Origin of the sequence: Sulfuricurvum sp. (assembly GCF_030691015.1) — a bacterium.
Lineage (GTDB): Bacteria > Campylobacterota > Campylobacteria > Campylobacterales > Sulfurimonadaceae > Sulfuricurvum.
The window spans coordinates 35,651-55,668 of the sequence record NZ_JAUYFF010000001.1 but is presented as its reverse complement, the minus strand read 5'-3'; the positions used below and the strand labels follow the sequence as shown (position 1 = coordinate 55,668).

The 20,018-nt window shown below is 43.6% G+C and carries 19 protein-coding genes; 17 read left to right on the top strand and 2 right to left on the bottom strand.

Annotated elements, in window-relative coordinates; translation table 11 throughout:
* Window positions 1-109 precede the first annotated feature (109 nt).
* The 10 genes from Q8O20_RS00225 (at window position 110) to Q8O20_RS00180 (ending at window position 11,449) form a co-directional block, all read left to right on the top strand.
* Window positions 110-2,056, top strand: coding sequence for a response regulator (locus tag Q8O20_RS00225; protein ID WP_305529519.1), 1,947 nt, complete (start codon window positions 110-112; stop codon window positions 2,054-2,056).
* A 9-nt stretch (window positions 2,057-2,065) separates the two neighbouring features.
* A complete protein-coding gene (locus tag Q8O20_RS00220) occupies window positions 2,066-3,982 on the top strand; it encodes a response regulator (protein WP_305529518.1) in 1,917 nt (638 codons plus the stop codon).
* 93 nt (window positions 3,983-4,075) lie between these two features.
* Entirely contained in the window at window positions 4,076-4,918 is an 843-nt protein-coding gene (locus Q8O20_RS00215; RefSeq protein ID WP_305529517.1) for a peptidylprolyl isomerase, read from the top strand.
* 209 nt (window positions 4,919-5,127) lie between these two features.
* A complete protein-coding gene (locus Q8O20_RS00210; RefSeq protein WP_305529516.1) occupies window positions 5,128-5,562 on the top strand; it encodes a MarR family winged helix-turn-helix transcriptional regulator in 435 nt (144 codons plus the stop codon).
* Window positions 5,562-6,998 (top strand): efflux transporter outer membrane subunit, encoded by a 1,437-nt coding sequence (locus Q8O20_RS00205; protein ID WP_305529514.1) that lies wholly within the window; start codon window positions 5,562-5,564, stop codon window positions 6,996-6,998. Before Q8O20_RS00210 ends, Q8O20_RS00205 begins: the two co-directional genes overlap by 1 nt.
* Window positions 6,985-9,132 (top strand): FUSC family protein, encoded by a 2,148-nt coding sequence (locus Q8O20_RS00200; RefSeq protein ID WP_305529512.1) that lies wholly within the window; start codon window positions 6,985-6,987, stop codon window positions 9,130-9,132. The genes Q8O20_RS00205 and Q8O20_RS00200 overlap by 14 nt, the downstream gene beginning before the upstream one ends.
* Window positions 9,123-9,323 (top strand): DUF1656 domain-containing protein, encoded by a 201-nt coding sequence (locus tag Q8O20_RS00195; RefSeq protein ID WP_305529511.1) that lies wholly within the window; start codon window positions 9,123-9,125, stop codon window positions 9,321-9,323. Before Q8O20_RS00200 ends, Q8O20_RS00195 begins: the two co-directional genes overlap by 10 nt.
* 9 nt (window positions 9,324-9,332) lie before the next feature.
* The gene (locus tag Q8O20_RS00190; protein WP_305529510.1) at window positions 9,333-10,238 is read left to right on the top strand and encodes an HlyD family secretion protein; all 906 of its coding nucleotides are present in this window, start codon (window positions 9,333-9,335) and stop codon (window positions 10,236-10,238) included.
* 54 nt (window positions 10,239-10,292) lie between these two features.
* Window positions 10,293-10,589 carry a hypothetical protein gene (locus tag Q8O20_RS00185; protein ID WP_305529508.1) on the top strand — a complete coding sequence of 99 codons (297 nt, stop codon included), beginning with the start codon at window positions 10,293-10,295 and terminating at the stop codon, window positions 10,587-10,589.
* 17 nt (window positions 10,590-10,606) lie between these two features.
* Window positions 10,607-11,449 carry a peptidylprolyl isomerase gene (locus Q8O20_RS00180; protein WP_305529507.1) on the top strand — a complete coding sequence of 281 codons (843 nt, stop codon included), beginning with the start codon at window positions 10,607-10,609 and terminating at the stop codon, window positions 11,447-11,449.
* Between the two features lie 41 nt (window positions 11,450-11,490).
* On the opposite strand, the gene fbaA is transcribed toward Q8O20_RS00180, so the two are convergent.
* A complete protein-coding gene (fbaA, locus tag Q8O20_RS00175) occupies window positions 11,491-12,573 on the bottom strand; it encodes a class II fructose-bisphosphate aldolase (protein ID WP_305529506.1) in 1,083 nt (360 codons plus the stop codon).
* 50 nt (window positions 12,574-12,623) lie between these two features.
* Between fbaA and Q8O20_RS00170 the strand changes: the two genes are divergently transcribed.
* Entirely contained in the window at window positions 12,624-14,027 is a 1,404-nt protein-coding gene (locus tag Q8O20_RS00170; RefSeq protein WP_305529505.1) for a M23 family metallopeptidase, read from the top strand.
* 29 nt (window positions 14,028-14,056) lie between these two features.
* Complete coding sequence (locus Q8O20_RS00165; protein ID WP_305529504.1) at window positions 14,057-15,643, top strand: methyl-accepting chemotaxis protein; 1,587 nt, start codon at window positions 14,057-14,059, stop codon at window positions 15,641-15,643.
* On the opposite strand, the gene Q8O20_RS00160 is transcribed toward Q8O20_RS00165, so the two are convergent.
* Complete coding sequence (locus Q8O20_RS00160; protein WP_305529503.1) at window positions 15,633-15,941, bottom strand: cupin domain-containing protein; 309 nt, start codon at window positions 15,939-15,941, stop codon at window positions 15,633-15,635. The genes Q8O20_RS00165 and Q8O20_RS00160 overlap by 11 nt on opposite strands.
* A 62-nt stretch (window positions 15,942-16,003) precedes the next feature.
* Between Q8O20_RS00160 and Q8O20_RS00155 the strand changes: the two genes are divergently transcribed.
* The 5 genes from Q8O20_RS00155 (at window position 16,004) to nrfD (ending at window position 20,007) form a co-directional block, all read left to right on the top strand.
* A complete protein-coding gene (locus Q8O20_RS00155) occupies window positions 16,004-16,510 on the top strand; it encodes a shikimate kinase (protein WP_305529502.1) in 507 nt (168 codons plus the stop codon).
* Complete coding sequence (locus Q8O20_RS00150; protein ID WP_305529501.1) at window positions 16,510-16,923, top strand: thioredoxin fold domain-containing protein; 414 nt, start codon at window positions 16,510-16,512, stop codon at window positions 16,921-16,923. The genes Q8O20_RS00155 and Q8O20_RS00150 overlap by 1 nt, the downstream gene beginning before the upstream one ends.
* Window positions 16,924-16,940: 17 nt before the next feature.
* Window positions 16,941-18,233 (top strand): histidinol dehydrogenase, encoded by a 1,293-nt coding sequence (gene hisD / locus Q8O20_RS00145; protein WP_304739561.1) that lies wholly within the window; start codon window positions 16,941-16,943, stop codon window positions 18,231-18,233.
* Window positions 18,234-18,472: 239 nt separating this feature from the next.
* Window positions 18,473-19,108, top strand: coding sequence for a 4Fe-4S dicluster domain-containing protein (locus Q8O20_RS00140; RefSeq protein ID WP_305529499.1), 636 nt, complete (start codon window positions 18,473-18,475; stop codon window positions 19,106-19,108).
* Window positions 19,108-20,007: an NrfD/PsrC family molybdoenzyme membrane anchor subunit gene (nrfD, locus tag Q8O20_RS00135; protein WP_305529498.1), complete on the top strand. Its 900-nt coding sequence runs from the start codon at window positions 19,108-19,110 to the stop codon at window positions 20,005-20,007. Before Q8O20_RS00140 ends, nrfD begins: the two co-directional genes overlap by 1 nt.
* Window positions 20,008-20,018: the final 11 nt, after the last annotated feature.

Genomic DNA, 20,018 nt, shown 5'->3' with positions numbered 1-20,018 from the left:
CCAAAATATCCGTTTTTTACCCGTATTGTAGCATTTAAAAAGAGATCAGATATTTTTTGTGTTACAATAAGCGATTTCTGTACAAAATCGTTATTTGAAGGGGAAAATTTTGGGATTATTACGTTTTATTCAAGAAATTTTCGGAAATAATAAACACCATTTTTCAGCTGGTAATGATGAAACGATAAACAAAGAATTTTTCTATAAAGTTTTAGATACGGACACCGATCCTTTACTTTTTTTTACAAAAGAAAACGGGTGGATCGGGGCGAATAAAGCCTTTTTTGATCTGGTTCCCCTTCAAAACATAGAACAACTGCGTAACAAATATGAAAGTATTCGTGATCTTTTCGACCATGAAGACGAAGAAGTTTTTACTGAGTATGACAAAAGCTGGCTGGACTATATCCGAACCCATTGTCCGAACGGTTACGGGCTGGGAATGGTGGATCCCTCCGGAAAAATGCACACGATGCTGGCTACTTCGACTCTGATACAAGAAGGGGGAGAAGATTTGTATCTTCTTCGTCTCGAAGATCAAAGCAAACTGGTCGATCTTCAAGCCGAAGTGGTAAAAGTCGAACAGCTTAAAAGCAAGTTTTTGGCCAATATCGGCCATGAATTTCGTACTCCGATGAACGGGATTTTAGGATTTGTCGAGCTCCTCTCAAAAACCTCACCCAATGAGACTCAGCTCGAATACATCCACTCCGTACAAGGCTCTGCCCGAAATCTGATGTCAAATATTGAAAATCTTCTTGATTTGGCACAAATGCAAAACGGTCGTTTAAATGTCAGTAAAAGCGAATTTAATATTGTTGCCGAAATGGAGGAATTGGCTCGAGGTTGTATTTCGACTGCTACCGATAAAGGGGTCGGCATTTTGTTTTTCATTGATCCGAAACTTCCTACCTATATCACCGGTGATGTCCGTAAAATCAAACAGGTGATTAACAACCTCTACAACAATGCCCTCAAATTCACCCAGAGCGGCGGTCGTATAACGGTTGAGGTCAAGTTGCTTAAACGTAATACGTCGGGAACGTGCAATATAGGGTTTACGGTTAAAGATACCGGAAAAGGGATCAGTAAATCGGAGCTTAGCAATATTACACGCCCATTTGTATCGGGAGATCATGCCGATAATCGTCTTGGGGTCGGGCTCAGTCTTTCGCACGGGTTGATATCGTTAATGGGGGGAGAACTCAAAATTACGAGCGATGAGGGGAAAGGTTCCTCTTTCAGTTTTGCCTTAACCTTGGAAGGCTCATCGGATCACGCTATGAGTATGATTAACGGACGCAGTGTGAAAGTTGTCCTCATTGATGAAAAAAGGGTTGAAGATGCGAATCATCTGACCAACTATCTGCGCAGTTTTGGAGTGAGTGTAACGAAAACCCAACTGATTGACGAGACTATTTTTAATGATGTTGAAGTCGTCTATTTAATCGGCTCACAAGAAAAAAGTGATTGGGCCATGAATCTTTCAGAGATAAAACGCTCCTGTAAAACGGTTTTATTGCTCGAACAGAATGAACGCCTTCAGGCTAAAATGCTCCATCTAGTCGATATCTCCCTTTACAAGCCGCTGTTGCCGACTTCGTTGCTGGAACATCTTTCAAATGTATTAAATATCCCACAATCTGCTCCGGTAGCTGCTCCCCAAATTCAGCGTGGTGTCAGTGCTTTGGTGGTTGAAGACAATCTTATTAATCAGCGTTTGATCAAATTGCTCCTCAGAGAGTACGGTATCTCTGTCGTCGCTGTTTCCAATGGAGATGAAGCGGTTGAAATATGTCGAGAGACGACCTTTGATATTGTCTTTATGGACATTGATATGCCGATAAAAGACGGTATTTTGGCAACACAGGAGATTAAAGCGGAAGAGCGATATGCGAAAGTAGGCCGTATGCCGATTATCGCGTTGACCGCATTGGCCATGGAGGGTGATCGGGAATATATTTTAGGACGAGGGTTGGATGATTACCTCTCCAAGCCGCTGACCCGTGAGAAACTTGAATATGTACTTCAGAAATACTTGCACGTAAAAGTATAGGGAGAAAAAATGTTTTATACCAAAAGTTTTGAAGAAAATTATTCCCATTTGTTAGAGGTGATGACTTCGTGTGCCCATTTGCATTCAGACCCTTTGGTTTATACTGATTTAGCCGGGAATATCTCCGGTTGCAATAGAGCGTTAATCGAACTTTTAAATGGTGAAAATTTAGAAGACATTGCAACTCTCAATGTTTGGTTTGATCCGCAAGGGGTGGATTTGCCGTATCTTCTCTCAAAATCGGGAGAGTATCGGGGAAAAATTCACTCCGAGGCCGCTGATTACGACGTGGCGGTTAAATCAGAAGTATTTATTGTAGACAATCAGCCTATAGTCGGAGTCGTATTTAGAGATGTCTCGATCATTGAGCGTGCACGTGCGGCTGAACGCTATTTTGAACATTTTAAAAAGAAATTTTTAACCAACATTTCTCATGAATTCCGTACACCCATGAACGCTATTATCGGATTTACCGATTTGCTGAAAAGCTCTCCTCTGAGTTCATGGCAGCAAGAATATGTTCAGATGAGCAGCCGCAGTGCTCAGTCGATGATGCGAAATATCGAAAATCTTTTGGAACTCATGCAAGTCGAAAGCGGCAGTATCCATACTAATTTGGCACTCTTTAATCCTCTGGAAGTGTATGAAAATTTTTCCATGCAGTTTGGTGATCTCGCCCTCTCCAAAGAGATTGGACTCATGTTTTTGATGGATCCCCATTTGCCTAAAACGATGATCGGTGATCAGGACAAAATTCTAGCCATTATGCGTAATCTCATTCAAAACGGTATTAAATTCACCGATGAGGGGGGGAGTGTCCTTGTTGAAATCCTTATAGTCAAAGAAGAAGGCCATTTTGTCGAAGTTGAATATGCGGTGAGTGATACCGGTATCGGAATCGACAATGAACGTATTAAAACTCTTCTTCGCCCTTTCGCTTCAGCATGGGACAATCAACGCAAAGGGAAAGATGGTCTTGGGATCGGACTCAGTTTGAGTCATAAATATGTCGACATGATGGATTCGCATCTAATGCTTGCATCCCAAAGCGGTAAAGGGTCACGGTTTTCTTTTCGAATCACCCATCAAGTAAATGAAGAGGGCTCTTTTGATTTTATTGAGGGGACTCGGGCAACTATCTATACGCAAGAACACCAACTGAGCGAGCAAGGAGCCTTGCTCTATAAATATCTAGAACTTTTTCATGTACAGACGAAGGTTGTTCATGATTTGGTTAATGCAACATTGCATGAAAGTGATGTCCTCTTTTTAGATGTAGAACATATATCAAAAGTACAAATCGATGCATTGCAATCGACGTATCCAATGCTTCAGATGGTTCCGATAATGAAGCTTGATTACGGGGAGAAAGCCGATGCCCTTATCGATTCGGTTGCCTCTATCGTGACGTTACCTATCTTACCGAGTTCATTACATAAAACATTGGCCGTCATTTGGAATACGATGCCCAAAGAGTATATTTCACGCTCTCCTGAAGTACAGATTATCCCTAAAGCCGAGAATGTCAAGATATTAGTTGCTGAAGACAACCTTATCAACCTTAAACTTCTTGAAACTATATTACTTCAAGAACATTTCCGTGTAGTAACGGTAGAGAATGGACAAAAAGCGGTGGATGCGTATCTCAAAGAACATTTTCATTTGGTTCTTATGGATATTGACATGCCGGTTATGGACGGATTGACGGCAAACAGATTGATTAAAGAGATTGATAAACGTGACTCACGCGGCTTTGTTCCGGTGATTGCCTTAACGGCACACGCCTTAATCGGAGACCGCGAGAGGATTGTGGCGGGAGGATTGGATGCGCATTTGGCAAAACCGATTGATAAACATTTCCTTTTACAAACGATCGATCGCTATTTAAAAATAGCCCAACAAAAACGTGAAGGCAATGTCGTTTAATATTGATTGTTTTTTGCGTACTATACTGACAAATGTATTATAATGCCGAAATCAAATCCCCCTTGAATAGAGGGGACAATTACAAGGATAGCAATGAAGCGATATTATGCCGCTTGGATTTTGGGTTTATTGTTGAGCGCTACAAGTGGTTCTGCTGCTGTTTTAGCGACTGTTAACGGAGATGAAATTACCTCTGAAGAAGTAAATAAAGTATTGATGGAAGGAACTCAGGGTCGTTTTGATTCTCTTCCTGCCGATAAACAAAATGAATTGCGTCAGCGTATTATCGAGGGGATGATTGCCCAAGAGTTAGTGTATGACGATGCAAAGCGTACGGGTGTCCTTGAATCCAAAGAGTATAAGCAAGAGTTGGAAGCATTGGTGAGCCGATTAAAAATTCAACTTGCCGCAAAAGTGTGGGAACAAGAGCAGTTCGAAGCGATTAAAGTAGATAGCAAAGAGGTCAAAGCCTATTTTGATGCCAATCCTGACGAGTTCGTTGATAAAGAGAAAATCCGTGCCCGTCATATTTTGGTTAAAACTGCAGCGGAAGCGCAAGCGGTTATTAAAAGTATGAAAGCTCTTAGCGGCGAGAAACTCAAAAATGAGTTTATTGCACAGGCTAAATCCAAATCAACAGGACCAAGCGCAGCGAAGGGTGGTGATCTAGGTTACTTTCCACGCGGGCAAATGGTCCCTTCGTTTAATGATGCCGTATTCGCTATGAAAGAGGGGACAATGTCGTCTGCTCCGGTACAAAGTCAATTCGGTTATCACGTTATCTATGTCGAAGATAAAAAAGCGGCAAAAAAATTGGGCTTTGATGAGGTTAAAAATTTCATTGAGCAACGTTTGAAAATGGATAAGTTTAAAGCGACCATGGAGAAAAAAATGTCTTCACTTCGCGAAAAAGCAAAAATCACCTATACCAAATAATCTTCATTCTTATATGTTCCCGCACCTACGCGGGAACACTTTTATCCCTTTTACCATTCTATTTCATAAACACTTCTTTTTAGTTTTTAGCATTTTTTCCTAGGGTTGTTCGTCGTTGTATTTATTTTATTATTAATATAATAGTTATTATAATAACTATTTAAGCTCTATTGCTTTACAATCCCGAAAATTTTACAAAAGGGATTAGTATGAGTTTTGAATCCGATAAGTCGATAGGATTTCTCATCGCAAAAGCACGCAATGTACTCAAGAACGAGTTTGAAAAAGAACTTAAACCCTATGGACTCTCCTATGCCCATCGTGTTATCTTGGTCCGTTTGTGTGAAAAAGACGGGCTAACTCAAAAAGAGCTGGCGCAGGATACGTACTTTGAACAATCCAATCTCACCCTTATGCTGGATAAACTGGAGCTCAAGGGTTTGGTAAAGCGGACGGCAAAAGAGAACGATCGAAGAGCTTACCTTGTAACCATCACTCCTGAGGGGGAAAAACTACAAAAATTGCTCGTACAGATGGGTGAAGATGTTATGGATAAAGCTTTACACGGGCTGTCAAATGCTCAAAAAGAGGAGCTTTCACATATGCTTCAATTGATTTATAAGAACCTAAAAAGCACAAAATAATGGACTACCGAAGGTTTCTGATTGCTTTAGTATCGGCATTTTTTATGGTGGGGTGTGTCCCTGCAATTCAAAAAGCAACGCCGATTGAAGAAACAACTCTTAGTCGTGATACGGAAAAAAATCTTCCTTTTTTTGAACATAACGATACCCCTCTGATACGGGAATGGTGGAGAGGCTATGGTGATGAGCAACTCAATCTAATTTTAGATCAAACCCTCTCCCATGCGCCCTCACTTAAAAGTCTCGAAGCACGCTATGCGCAAGCAAACGCGATTATCGAATCGGTTCAATCGCGTAATTTACCTCATATCTCGGCCAATGCAAGTGTGATTCGGGAACGTTTTAGTGAACATCATATTTTTCCGCCGCCGCTGGGAGGAAGTACGAACAATCAATATCAGCCGGCATTAACATTGGAGTATGATTTTGACTTTTGGAACGCTCGAAGTTCACGCATAATGGCCGCTAAAAATGGGGCTTTAGCGCAAAGAGCATTCTTGGAAGCAGCCAAAATTGCTTTATCGAGTGCCATGTGTGAAACCTACCTCTCATGGAATATCGATGAGAAAAAGCTAAGTGTATTAGCTGCGATGGAGCAAACGAATCGTGAGGAACTCAGAATTGTTGAAAAGCAATATCGGTTGGGATTAATCGATGCTGTTGCCATCAACGACAAAAAAAGTTCACGGTTGCAGATAGCACAACGGATGGAGGGATTGAAACGCTCTATCGAAGGGAAAAAAGAGGCGCTCTGTGTTCTGGGGGGATTTCTCCCCTCATACGCACAGTCCCTAAGGGCTCCACGGATTAATGAAGCGTTTGCCGCTCCGTTGCCAAAAGAGGTGATGCTGAACCTCGTAGCCCACCGTCCTGACGTTGCCGTCGCACTCTATACGGCTTTGAGTAAAAGCCATACCATAGAGGAGAGGAAAGCCGAGTTCTATCCCAACATCAGCCTCTCCGGACTTATCGGCTTTACCTCGTTTAGCTGGAGCAAACTTCTCGATCACTCTTCGCTCACCCCATCCGCCGGGATTGCGTTATCCCTTCCGCTTTTGGATTGGGGAGAGCGAAAGTCCCATTTGCAAAACAGCGTCAGCGATTACAACGCTTCCGTTTATGACTACAATCAGGCCCTCATCAAAGCGGCCAATGAGGTGGTTGTGTTACTCAAACAATCGAAACATCTCGAATCGCAGCGGCAACTTCATGAGGACGAAATGGAGGCTAAAAAAGCGAACAGGGAAATTGCCCGTAAACAGCTTTTACAGGGGTTGAGCACTAAACTCCCTTACCTCTCGGCAGAAAAAATCGTTTTTGAGGGGGAAATAGAGAGACTCTCTTTAGATGAAACAAAAGCGTTGATCCAAATTAATCTAATCAAAGCATTAGGGGGCGGATATGCCCTAAAAGAGGATACCAATGGGAGCCTATAGCCCATTTTTTGTATCCTTGAAATCGTTTCCATGGCAACGGACACTGCAGGAGTGGCTCACAATCGATGCCCCGGTTCTCATCTATATGGCCAAAACCCTCATTGCTGCGCTATTAGCCCTATGGATTGCGATGAAACTGAATATGCCCGATCCGCGAACGGCTATTTTTACCGTCTTTATCGTAATGCAGCCTCAAAGCGGACTCGTATTCGCCAAAAGCTATTATCGGGTGTTGGGAACGATTGCCGGAGTCGGAATATCGCTTGTAATTATCGGGATGTTTTCACAAGATCCCCTCTGGTTCATCGCTTTTTTTGCCCTCTGGATCGGTTTGACTACTGCGGCGGGGTTCAAATATCGCAATTTTCAATTTTACGGGTTTGTTTTGGCCGGATACACGTTGTGTATCGTTGCCCTTCCGGTCATCGAGACACCGCTTGATGTCTTTGACATCGCTGTTTCACGCTTTTCTGAAGTCATCATCGGTATCATGTGTGCAACTGTGGTGAGCGATATTATTTTCCCCCGTCGTCTCTTGGATTCATTGATTACGAGTGAGCAGGAGCGGTTTTATAATATCCTCTCTACCTTGTCCGATCCCCAATCGGTTTTTGCCGCATTTGATGATGCCAATCCTGCTGTCAGTCGATTTTCAAACGGGGTTGTCGGACTAAATGCGGTTCGGATTAACAGCAGTTTTGAGAGCGGAAGCGATCGGAAAGGGCGGCAGCATTATCAGCATCTTAACCATGAGTATATGAACCTATCAACGACGTTCCATTCGCTCAAAAGCATCATTGCCGCGATAAAAAATCATGAAAAAACGGAGGTGCTGAGTGCGTTGGAACGTCTGTACGATCCCATTGCATCCGCATTAAAAACACTCCCCGAAACACTCCTGAATCCGGAAGATTTAGAGAGTGTTATTCGAAAACTTTTAGAGGTGAAAAATACGATCCAAGAACGTTCGGAATCGGAGCATAAGAGTCTTAAAGAAGGGGACGATGATTTTATATCGGCGGCGTATTTGATTGGACGTCTCGTAAGCGAGTTACACCATCATTGTGCTACGTATCTCTCTTTGCTTAAACACCGTTTATCGGGTAATACTTCGTTCGAGCTCAGTCGCTCAATACGGTTTTCGACGCATACCGACAATGTACTCGTAGCGCTTGCTGCGTTACGCGGAAGCGGCGTATTACTTCTAACCATGCTGTTTTGGATTTGGACGGCATGGCCTTACGCTACGCTGAGTATTACTATGGCGGTTGTTATCGGATTGTTGCTCGGGACACTTCCGAGCCCTCTTGATGGGGTCAAAGATTTTTTCAAAGGAGCGCTTATTGCACTCATACTTGCCGCCGTCTACGATTTTTATCTGATACCGGCCTATACCTCCGATTTTTTAACCCTGGCTCTCCTCCTTGCACCGACGTTAGCATTCATAGGATGGATGACAACCAAGCCGAAACTCCCTGTTTTTACATTTGGATTCGTATTTATGTTTATGAGTCAATGCGCTCTCGATCCCTATTATAAAATCGAACCGACCAAATTTATGGAAAGTTCGCTGGCCGCATTGATCGGCATACTTTTCGGCGGTCTTGCCTATCTGCTGGTCAATTTTTGGTCATGCTCGCTGACGCAATACAGAGTTGCGAAGGTATTACGCCGCCAAATCGTAGAGGTGTGTGTCGGTCCGTTGAATATTGAACGAAGCGCCTTGGAGAGTACCGGACGCGATCTTGTTCAGCAGTTTTCGACGCAGGGGCGTCTTAACATGCGTTCCAGCCGTCTCGTTTACGAATGGCTCCTCTCTACGCTTGAGATCGGCCGAGCGATTTTAGCAATTCGACGAAGCCTTCAGCGCCTTTATAGACAGTATCATCACAGCAGTATCGACACCGCCTTAGAGTCGATCAAAGAGTATTTTGAGTCTCCGTCACCGTTAGGGCGCAATGAACTGCTCAGTATATTAGAAAAAAGTCTTCAAGAACTTCATTCATTTCAACTGCCTAGCCAAAAAGGACAAAGGAAGCGGATACAGAGACTCATTGTCGAATTGGGACTTATCCGTACGGTCTTGCTAAATTCAGCAACATTTCCAGTTGTTACGGAGGATTCATGCCATTAGATATAACACTGTTCGGGATTCAAATGCCGACTCTTCTCCCTATTTTCGTGGTGAGTGCCGTTGTTCAGATTTTACTGGATCGTGTGATGTCGGATGGGGGTATCTACAATCATGTTTGGCATCCTGGCCTTTTTCGGACAGCGGTGTTTGTTTGCTTGTTTACAGCACCTTGTTTACTTATTTATCGTTAAGGAACTGAAATGAATAAAAATAATAAATTATCAAAGTTTTTACGCTTTGCCATCACTTTTTCGGTCCTTTCTTTGGCCGTATTTTTAGGGCTGATGCTGTGGGACAACTATATGAACAGTGCATGGACACGAGACGGCCGTGTTCGCGCTGATGTCGTTATGATCGCACCCGATGTCGGGGGGCTGGTAAGTCGTGTCGCCGTTGTCGATAATCAGTTTGTTAAAAAAGGGGAACTGCTCTATCAAATCGATGAAGAGCGGTTTTTACATGCGTTGCATGAAGCCAAGGCAATCGCCCAAACCCGAAAAGCCGAGTATGAGATGAAAAAACACCAGTCTGCGCGACGCAATGGTGCGGATAATGAGGTCGTATCGGCCGAAAGCCGTGATAACGCCCATTTTGATACTCAAATGGCGCATGCGCGGTATGAAGAGGCATTGACACAGGTAGAAACGGCGAAACTCGATCTTGAGCGCTCTTCCGTCCGTGCCCCTACCGATGGGTGGGTATCCAATCTGCTGTTGCGTCGAGGGGACTATCTGGATGCCGGGGAAAAGCATATGGCTCTTATTACGGGCGGTTCGTTTTGGGTTTATGGCTATTTTGAGGAGCATAAACTCTCCCTGATCCATATCGGAGATAAAGCTGAGATGAAGATGTTGGGGACGAAATATATTCTGAAAGGGCATGTGGAGAGTATCGCACGAGGAATTTCGGATCGTGACAATGTGACGGACGGCCGCCTTTTGGCGAATGTCAATCCGATCTTTACCTGGGTTCGTCTGGCACAGCGGATTCCCGTACGGATTCGTATTGATGAAGTCCCCCAAGGGCTAACCCTCTCTGCCGGGATGACCTGTTCCGTAACGATTATTCCGAATAAATCCGATCAAAGGAGTGCCCATAAACAATAATACTTATAGGGTCAAAGTTAGTATTAAAACATCAAAAAACAAGGAAATGGAATTATGAAAAAGAGTATGGGACTTGTCATAGCAGCAGTTGCATCAGTGTGTTTTGCCGATGCGATCGATGAGGGGAAAATGGCGCTTGAACACAAACGGTATTTTGATGCCGCTGAGGTATTTAGGAAAGCATGCGAGGGCGGAAACGGTGAGGGGTGTTATATCCTCGGTGTCATGTATGAAAAAGGAGAAGTGATAGCACAAAACAAATACAAAGCATCAACCCTCTACGCCGAAGCATGTCGTGCCCATGTCGCACTTGGATGCAGCAATATGGCACTTTCATACGATACCCCTTAAAGGGAAAAGGAAAGAGGATGAAACGCTATTATGCCGCATTGACTCTGAGTTTATTTCTCATTGCTCACACTGCATCGGGGGCTGTATTGGTCAGCGTTAACGGCAATCACATTACCTCGTCTGAGGTGAACAAAGTTTTGATTGAGGGAACTCAGGGGCGTTTTGACTCTCTTTCCGGCGATAAACAAAACGAATTGCGTCATCGGATCATTGAGGGTATGATTGCCCAAGAGCTGGTGTATGATGATGCGCAACGGATCGGAATTCTTGATTCTAAAGAGTATAAACAAGAACTTGAAGCATTGGTAGCTCGTTTAAAAGTACAACTTGCTACAAAAATATGGGAACAAGAGCAGTTCGAGGCGATTAAAGTGGATGCCAAAGAGGTCAAAACCTATTTTGATGCAAATCCGAATGAGTTTATCGATAAAGAGAAAATTCATGCCCGTCATATTTTACTAAGAAGCAGAGCAGAAGCGCAGGCAATCATCGCAACGCTGAGACCATTACGCGGTGAAAAACTTAAACAGGAATTTATAGTACAAGCCAAAATAAAATCGATAGGAGCGAGTGCGGCAAAAGGGGGAGATTTGGGTTATTTCCCTCGCGGACAGATGGTTCCCTCTTTTAATGATGCGGCATTTGCAATGAAAAAAGGGTCCATCTCCTCTGTGCCGGTACAAAGTCAATTCGGTTATCACATCATTTATATCGAAGAGAAAAAACCGGCTAAAAAATTGGGATTTGAGAGTGTCAAAAGCTTTATAGAACAACGGATAAAAATGGATAAGTTTAAAGAAGCGATGGAGAATAAAATGGGTTCGCTTCGCGAAAAAGCGAAAATTACCTACACGAAATAGTTTTCTTTACTTTCCCGCTTGAGCGGGAGAGTTTCTTCTAATTAATTTCGACCGATCGCATTCAAATCATCAAATGCCGCTTTAACACGGTTGATCAACGTCACTTGTCCGTCACGTAGCCATTTACGAGGGTCGTAGTATTTTTTATTCGGTTTTTCTTCACCCTCCGGGTTTCCGATTTGCCCTTGGAGATAAGCTTTGTATTTCTCATAATAATCTTTGACCCCTTCCCATGTTGCCCATTGAGTATCGGTATCGATGTTCATTTTGATAACACCGTAGCCGATCGCTTCACGGATTTCTTCGTGGGTAGAACCTGAACCGCCGTGGAATACAAAGTTTACCGGTTTATCGGAAGCGGTAGCGAATTTCTCTTTGATGTATTTTTGGGAGTTGTTGAGGATGATCGGAGTGAGAACGACGTTACCCGGTTTGTAGACACCGTGGACGTTTCCGAATGATGCGGCGATGGTGAAACGCTCACTCACGGCACTGAGTCTCTCATACGCATAGGCGACATCTTCAGGCTGAGTATAGAGGAGGGCGTTGTCGATACTGCTGTTGTCCACTCCGTCTTCTTCTCCTCCGGTAACGCCGAGTTCGATCTCCAACGTCATCCCGATTTTGTCCATACGCTTCATATACTCTACGCATGTCGCGACATTCTCTTCTAAAGACTCTTCGGAGAGGTCGAGCATGTGGGAGCTAAAAAGTGGTTTGCCGTATTGGGCAAAATGTTTTTCACCCGCATCCAGTAGAGCATCGATCCACGGGAGAAGTTTGCGTGCCGCGTGGTCGGTGTGTAAGATGACGGGGATACCGTACAGTTCCGCCATGGCATGAACGTGCATGGCTCCGGCAATGGCTCCTGCGATGGCCGCTTTTTCATTCTCGTTACTGATCCCTTTTCCGGCGTAATAGCTCGCTCCGCCATTGGAGAATTGGATGATAACGGGAGAATTAACTACTTTAGCCGCTTCAAGGACACCGTTGATCGAGTCGGTATTGACTACATTGACCGCAGGGAGTGCAAATCCCTCTTGTTTTGCAATTTCAAAGAGTTTTTGAACATCGTCACCGAAAATCACTCCCGGTTTCATCACATCTAAAATTTTTACGGACATTGCGTTTACCCCACACTTAAAATTGACGATATTATAGCCTTAGAGGAATAATGTTAGAATTAAAAAAAGTGGAGTCGGTTTTGGTACGTATCAGTATTGTACTTTTTAGCTGTTTTTTTGCCCTTTTTGCCGCACCCGCTCCCCTTGTATTTGATACTCTTGCCGAACCGCTTCAAAAAAGTACCGCTTCCATTGAAAAACTGAGTCAGAAACCGGTGATGGAACCCAATAAAAATCTATTACGGAATTTTTTGAACGGGGTTGATGCAACTTTGAGTGTGGGGCGGGAACTTTCCTCTACAAAAGAGATCGATAAAGAGATACTGGGCGCCTATCTAAAAGAGCTTCGTGAGTTAGCACGAACCAAAGAATCTATTGATGTACTGTACCGAAAATCATTAAATGCGGCTATGACGCAGTCTGATAAAAAAAGCTTTGAAGATTTGGTAACGGTGGCCTTAGATCCTCTGCATCATCCCAGAATCCGATCTGAAGTGATTGAATTTTATCGAAAAAACTACCCGCACCATTCGATCAAATCGATTGAAGCGTTATGTGATGAGCAAGCTCTGGAGCAAAAAAGTATCCAAATTGCCATCGAGCAAGAACAAGCATACGAAGAACATCTACGCATTCTAAAGCGCTCTGAAGTCTCAGGCGTTAAAAAAACGGCTCAAATCGGTTCCCGTAACAGTGTTATATTGAGTGCGGAGTCCAATGGGGTAGGGGGATATGAATTTGAGGCTGAAAATCTAAATCCCTACACGGTAACGATGAGTATCGATTTTGAATCTCTCAACAATCTTCAAACCCTTAGCAAACTTCCCCTTTTTATTGAGATTCCGGGGCGAAGTAAAAAAAGAGTATTGGAACTTTCCCGTATTTCTCACGCTTTGGGCGCAGATTACCGCTCATCCTATGGCTGGGTGAGAGGGTCTGCATTTGCGGTTCATCAAAATGACTATATCTATAAACTTCCATTCCTCAAAGGCTCAAATGTCCATGTATCCCAAGGATATCACGGAGAGACGTCTCATAAAGGGCTCTCGGCGTATGCGGTTGATTTTCCGGTTCCGGTCGGAACACCGATTTATGCTGCGCGTGAGGGGATCGTTGTGGGAGCGGAAGGGGGGAGTAATCAAGGCGGTGCGACTCCTGAGTATCGACAATATGCCAATTACGTTATTGTAGAACACCGTGACGGAACGATGGGGAATTACTATCATTTGAAACAAGGGGGCGCGATTGCGGTGATCGGTCAGAAAGTTTTTAAAGGGGATTTGATAGGCTATTCCGGTAATACGGGATACAGCAGCGGCCCCCATCTTCATTTCAGTGTGAGTAAAGTGGATCCTATATCTATGCGCCGACCGATGAATTTACCGATTAAAATGGAAACTGCACAAGGAATTGTAAATTTACCGCGCAAAGGCGATCGATATACGGTACAATAATCGCACAATTAATAACAATGAGGTCTTGTATGTTTGATACAGTCAAATCCAAAATAATTTTTACAACATTGCTCTTCAGCTTTTTAGGACTGGGAACAATTTATTGGTATTTAACGACAACGTTTCATGACTTTTCAAATGACACGGCGAAACGTTCTCTTAATATGTTGAGTGAGTCTATTTTTCAAACGCTCACGGGGAGTATGTTAGCCGGTGATCCGGCCATTGTTGCCGAAGCGATAGCCAATGCCCAAAAAATTGACGGTATTGAAGCATTGAAAGTGGAAAAATCAAAAGCCGTTATTGAACTACTGGCACCGGATTCGAAATTTACCGATGAGCCGTTAATCCAAGAAGTTTTTAAATCGAAAAAACCGTATATTGCTGAAAAGACGAACGGTACCCATACGATTCGTCTATTGCAACCGCTTATCGCGGAAGAGAGATGTCTGGCATGTCATACGAATATTCAGACGGGTGATGTCCTCGGGGTTATGGACTTGGTGATCTCACTGGAGAAAAATGATGCTGAGATCAGTAAAACGGAAACGATACTTCTCATCGCATTAAGTATTGTAGTTATCGTTTTCGTTTCGGTATTGAACCTTTTCTTCGGAAAAGAGGTATTGACTCCGCTTGAGGGGTTACGTAACCGTATCGGTGAATTGGTAAGCGGTGATAAAGATTTGACCAAACGTCTTGACGCGAATAAAAAAGATGAATTCTCGGCGGCGGCATTAGCAGTCAATAATTTTGTATCGATGGTACAAGAGACGGTGAATGAAGTTAAAGACTTAGGACGTCAAAATTCGATGATTGCGACGACTATTACCGAAGCAACACGGACGATTTCAGATGGCGTAGAACAAGAGAGACAAATAGTTGAAGCGACAACACAAAAAAGTCATTCTATTAAAGAGATACTCTCCGGAGCGATTTCGGTCTCGGAACAAACACAACGGAATGTCGCCAATGCAAACGGTGAACTGGTAACAGCAAAAGATGCGTTGTCTAAATTGGTAGAAGAGGTTGAAGGTTATATTGAAACAGAGCATGAGATGTCTTCACGGCTTGTTTCATTACAGCATGATGCGGATCAAGTTAAAAGCGTTCTGGGTGTCATTAAAGATATCGCCGATCAAACAAATCTTCTAGCGTTGAATGCAGCCATTGAAGCGGCACGCGCAGGAGAACATGGACGAGGATTTGCCGTTGTTGCCGATGAAGTCCGAAAATTGGCAGAGCGAACCCAAAAGAGCTTGACCGAAATTGAGATCAGTGTCGGCACGATTGTTCAAGCGATCAATGATGTCAGTGATAAAATGGGTGAGAACGCTAAAAGTATGAATGAACTGACGGCTATTTCGAATGAAGTCGAGGATAAAATTTCCGCAACATCAGCGGAGATGGAACGCTCGGTAGCTGTTGCGGAACGCTCTTACAATGATTCGGTTGAGGTGGTAGGACATATCGAATGGATCATTGAGAAAATTTCGGAAATCAATACGGTTTCTGAAGCCAACCAAAAAAGTGTTGATCAGATTCAAAATGATTCCAAACAATTGGTTCAGGTAGCACAGTCTCTCTCTGCTCGTATTAATGAGTTTAAGAGCTGAAAATCCCAATCCATAAGGCACCTTTAGAGGTAGAGAGTACCCGATGGAGCGTGTTACGAGAAATAAAACAATAGTCTCCGGCTTTCAGATTGAAAGAGTTATTTTCAATTTCGAGCCGGGCTTCTCCGCTTAAAAGTAGTACCCATTCATCGTGATCTTGGTTATAGAATTCTCCCGGTGTTTTTAGCCATGACTTTATCGATTCGATTTTGATCGAGTCGTTCTGAAAAAGTGTTGAAAAAATTTCTGAATTTTCAGTGGGTTGTTCTTTAGTGTAAATAGTGTGAATTTGAGTCAAGAAGCACTCCTAAGTAAATGCGTGATATGATTACACCATTATAAACTAACAGTAGAGAATTTATGAAAAATGTCGTTTTAATCGGTTTTATGGGAGTCGGTAAAGGCTCTGTAGCACGTGAAATAGTAAAGCAGTCTGATTTAGTGGCACTGGATACTGACGATATTATCGAGAGTATGGAAAATCGCAGTATCAAAAAGATTTTTGCTAAAGAGGGTGAGGAGTATTTTCGCACCTTAGAGCGGAAGGTGGCACTGTGGCTCCAAAAAGAGGTACGGGGAACACTGATCTCTACGGGAGGCGGTTTTTTTAAAGTACCGAATCTAAAAAAGATCGGGACGGTAGTCTATTTGTCGGCACCGTTTGAGACGATTCATAGCCGTATCCTTGAGCATCCGGATGCAGAAAAAAAATTACGTAAACGTCCTCTGTTCCAAGATGTCGATAAAGCTATAAAACTTTATGATGAGCGTTCAGCTCTTTACAAAAAAGTGGCCGATATTGTTATCGATGTCAGCAATAAAGAGCTTTCGGATATTGCGAAAGAGATTTTGAAAAAGGTGAAATAATGATGATGAAATTATTCTTAATAATGCTATTGTCAGCAGTCACATTATCTGCAGCGGATATTAAGTGGGAGAAAGATATTGGCTCAGCGGTTGAACGGGGGATAAAAGAGCAAAAACCTTTGATGGTTCTTGTGACTAAAAACGGGTGCCGATGGTGTGATGTTCTAAAACAAAATACGTTGAAAAACCCGAAAATCGTTGCAATACTAAATCGTGATTTTGTCGCGTATGAGGGTGTTGTTGATGAGGGGACGGTACCGCCGTCTCTGATGACACAAGGGACACCCGCAACATGGTTTATCAAAGGAAAATCGCCGATGTTCGAACCGATTATGGGGGCTGTTGAGAGTGCAGATTTTCTAAAAGCGCTTGATATTGTCAAACAAGAGTACAAAAAAAGTACGACGAAGTAAGTAAAAAAGGATAATTTATGACCCTTATTCATACCAATGATGCACAATTTGATACCGTATTCGGCGAACTTTTAGGACGTGGAAAGATGGATATGGAACATGTATCCTCGATCGTTAAAGGACTTATTGACGAGATTCGCTCGGAAGATGATGCGGCATTGCTTCGTCATATTTCAAAATTCGATCGCTGGAATCCCTCGTGCGGAGCTGAGCTGCGCATTGATACGGCCGATATGAAAAGAGCCTATGAAGCGTTGAACCCGACGCTTAAGGCGTCCTTGCATTTAGCGTATGACCGCATACGCAGCTACCATGAAAAACAGCTCCCTAAAAGCTGGTTTGATACGGAAGCCAACGGGACAATTTTGGGGCAAAAAGTGACTCCGGTCGATCGAGCGGGGCTTTATATTCCGGGGGGAAAAGCAGCCTATCCGAGTTCATTGCTTATGAACGTTATACCGGCACAAGTAGCGGGAGTTGAGCGTATCATCGTAACGACACCGACACCGGATAATGAACCCAATGAGCTTCTTTTGGCGGCATGCCATTTGTGCGGCGTTAGTGAAGTGTTTAAAGTAGGCGGTGCCAGCGCAATTGCGGCTATGGCATACGGTACAGCGACGATCCCTAAAGTCGATGTCATCACCGGACCGGGAAATATTTTTGTCGCAACGGCGAAAAAAATGGTGTTCGGTGAGGTGAATATCGATATGATCGCAGGGCCGAGTGAGATCGGCGTATTGGCAGATGATTCGGCTAATCCGGTACATATTGCGATCGATTTGCTCTCTCAGGCGGAACACGATGAGATGGCAAGTTCCATTTTGATCACCCCGTCGCAGAAATTTGCGGATGCGTGTGCGGTTGAAATCGAAAATTGGCTCAAAAAACTTCCGCGTGAAGTCATTGCCCGTAAATCGATTGAGGAACGTGCCGCTATTATCGTGACAGAGTCGATGGAAGAGGCAGTACGTCTGATGAACGAGATTGCCCCTGAACACCTTGAAGTCGCTACCGACAACCCTTTTGCTCTCTTGCCGTCTATTAAACACGCAGGGGCGATCTTTTTAGGTCATTATACTCCCGAAGCGATTGGTGATTATGTTGCAGGGCCGAATCATACACTCCCGACCGGAGGAACAGCGAAGTTCTATTCGCCTCTCGGAGTTGAAAATTTTATGAAAAAATCGTCTATTATCTCTTTTTCGCGCCAAGCGATCAATGAAATCGGTGAAGCGTGTGCCCTTATTGCCCAGACCGAAGGGCTTGGAGCGCACGAAGCATCGGTGCGTTGCAGACTGGACTCTTAACTTACTCCTCTTTTCTTATACTTTTCCCTTTTTTAGAGGGAAAAAACTTTCAAACGGTTACATATCAAAAAGTTATAGCAAAACGGTATTCCTTTTTAGTTTTGGTTAAACCTAATTTGGCTAATATCAACCCAGCAGTAATGCCGTCAAATGCCTGTAATCACGGCATCAAATAAAGATTATTCATGTAGCTTATGGACATGAATGGCGTTCACGTGAATCAGGAATAAGGAGAATATATGCAATTAGGTTTCTTGGTAGACCTTCGCCTATGTATGGGGTGTAAGGGCTGTGAGATCGCCTGTAAAGTGGAGAATGAAGTTCCGCTTAGTACTTGGCGTCTACGTGTCAAATATGTTGATGTGGGAACATTCCCGGAGACGAAGCGGACATTTACCCCGCTTCGCTGTAACCATTGTGCCAATGCACCGTGTGAACGTATTTGTCCGGTTAGTGCGTTGCACTATCTTGAAAACGGCATCGTAAATATCGATAAAGAGCGTTGTATCGGATGTGCAGGGTGTGTTATGGCATGTCCTTACGGAGCGATTTATATCGACCCTCAAACACAAACGGCCGATAAATGTACCTACTGTGCACACCGTATCGCGAGTGCTATGATGCCATCGTGTGTTGTCGCATGTCCGGTTGAGGCAAATATTTTTGGTGATTTGGATGATCCGATGTCAAGCATCAGTAAATACATCCAATCTCATCAAGGTAACGTACAAGTGCGTAAGCCGGAAAAAGGGACATTCCCTCACCACTATTATGTGGGTGGCGGTAACGTAACATTGAATCCATTGGCATCGTTCCGAGGCGAGGGGCATAACCTCTTCAATAATCTTAAACATCTCCCGATAGGAGGGCACTAATGGTACATGAAACAATAGCGGCAACAAACGCGGTTGTAGTTCTTGACGTTGCTCTTCCGGGTATCGTTTGGGGTTGGATTATTACGATGAACATGTGGGCAAAAAGTATTGGTACGGGGATTATCTTCCTCGGTTTTTATTTGCTTAAAAAACATCCTGAACAAACTGGATTTATCCGTTTTCCGGTAGTGGCGATTTCGATCGTATTTATCCATATTTTCTTGTTCTTTACGGTCATAGATTTGCACCAAATGTTCCGCTTTTGGCACATTTTCTTCTATCCACATTTGACATCGGCGATTACGATCGGTGCATGGATGGCAACTGGTTTCGTAGGATTGCTCCTTGCAATGGCGTACTTCATCTATATGAAAAAAGATGAAGCGATGTACGACAAACTCCTCGGATGGACTGTCCTTCTTGCAGTTCCGGTGACCTTGTATACGGCTGGTCTTATGGCGCAATCAACGGCGCGTGAGTTATGGCAAATGCCGACTGAATCGGCTCAAATGATTTTGGCAGCATTGCTAGCAGGGTCTGCTACGATGATTCTCCTCGGTGGAAACAAATTCTCCGATGCGGTCAAAAAAGATTTGGCAGTTGTTTTGGGACTTGCGGCAGCGGCAGCATTTATCCTCTATATGGCAGAGATTATTTTTGGTCCGATGAAAGCTGAAGAGGTTGCAGCGGTTCTCCATTACATTAAAGGCGGCGAATACACCGTTATGTTCTGGATCGGTCAAGTTATGGCATTCATAGTTCCAATGGTTTTGGTGTGTCTAAGCCTCAAAAATCAATCGTATTATTTGCTGAAAATTGCTGCGGTATCAGCATTGATCGGCTTGTGGGTGAGCAAACACGTTTGGCTCGTTATTCCACAATTGTTACCAATGAGCTAAAGAGGATTAAC

Excerpts from the sequence above, each read along its gene's own strand:
- Q8O20_RS00180 (WP_305529507.1), top strand. The coding sequence starts at position 10,607 with ATGAAACGCTATTATGCCGCATTGACTCTGAGTTTATTTCTCATTGCT.
- Q8O20_RS00165 (WP_305529504.1), top strand. The coding sequence starts at position 14,057 with ATGTTTGATACAGTCAAATCCAAAATAATTTTTACAACATTGCTCTTC.
- Q8O20_RS00215 (WP_305529517.1), top strand. The coding sequence starts at position 4,076 with ATGAAGCGATATTATGCCGCTTGGATTTTGGGTTTATTGTTGAGCGCT.
- Q8O20_RS00195 (WP_305529511.1), top strand. The coding sequence starts at position 9,123 with ATGCCATTAGATATAACACTGTTCGGGATTCAAATGCCGACTCTTCTC.
- Q8O20_RS00220 (WP_305529518.1), top strand. The coding sequence starts at position 2,066 with ATGTTTTATACCAAAAGTTTTGAAGAAAATTATTCCCATTTGTTAGAG.
- Q8O20_RS00150 (WP_305529501.1), top strand. The coding sequence starts at position 16,510 with ATGATGATGAAATTATTCTTAATAATGCTATTGTCAGCAGTCACATTA.
- Q8O20_RS00210 (WP_305529516.1), top strand. The coding sequence starts at position 5,128 with ATGAGTTTTGAATCCGATAAGTCGATAGGATTTCTCATCGCAAAAGCA.
- Q8O20_RS00155 (WP_305529502.1), top strand. The coding sequence starts at position 16,004 with ATGAAAAATGTCGTTTTAATCGGTTTTATGGGAGTCGGTAAAGGCTCT.
- Q8O20_RS00140 (WP_305529499.1), top strand. The coding sequence starts at position 18,473 with ATGCAATTAGGTTTCTTGGTAGACCTTCGCCTATGTATGGGGTGTAAG.
- Q8O20_RS00190 (WP_305529510.1), top strand. The coding sequence starts at position 9,333 with ATGAATAAAAATAATAAATTATCAAAGTTTTTACGCTTTGCCATCACT.
- Q8O20_RS00205 (WP_305529514.1), top strand. The coding sequence starts at position 5,562 with ATGGACTACCGAAGGTTTCTGATTGCTTTAGTATCGGCATTTTTTATG.
- Q8O20_RS00200 (WP_305529512.1), top strand. The coding sequence starts at position 6,985 with ATGGGAGCCTATAGCCCATTTTTTGTATCCTTGAAATCGTTTCCATGG.
- hisD (WP_304739561.1), top strand. The coding sequence starts at position 16,941 with ATGACCCTTATTCATACCAATGATGCACAATTTGATACCGTATTCGGC.
- nrfD (WP_305529498.1), top strand. The coding sequence starts at position 19,108 with ATGGTACATGAAACAATAGCGGCAACAAACGCGGTTGTAGTTCTTGAC.
- Q8O20_RS00185 (WP_305529508.1), top strand. The coding sequence starts at position 10,293 with ATGAAAAAGAGTATGGGACTTGTCATAGCAGCAGTTGCATCAGTGTGT.
- Q8O20_RS00170 (WP_305529505.1), top strand. The coding sequence starts at position 12,624 with ATGTTAGAATTAAAAAAAGTGGAGTCGGTTTTGGTACGTATCAGTATT.
- fbaA (WP_305529506.1), bottom strand. The coding sequence starts at position 12,573 with ATGTCCGTAAAAATTTTAGATGTGATGAAACCGGGAGTGATTTTCGGT.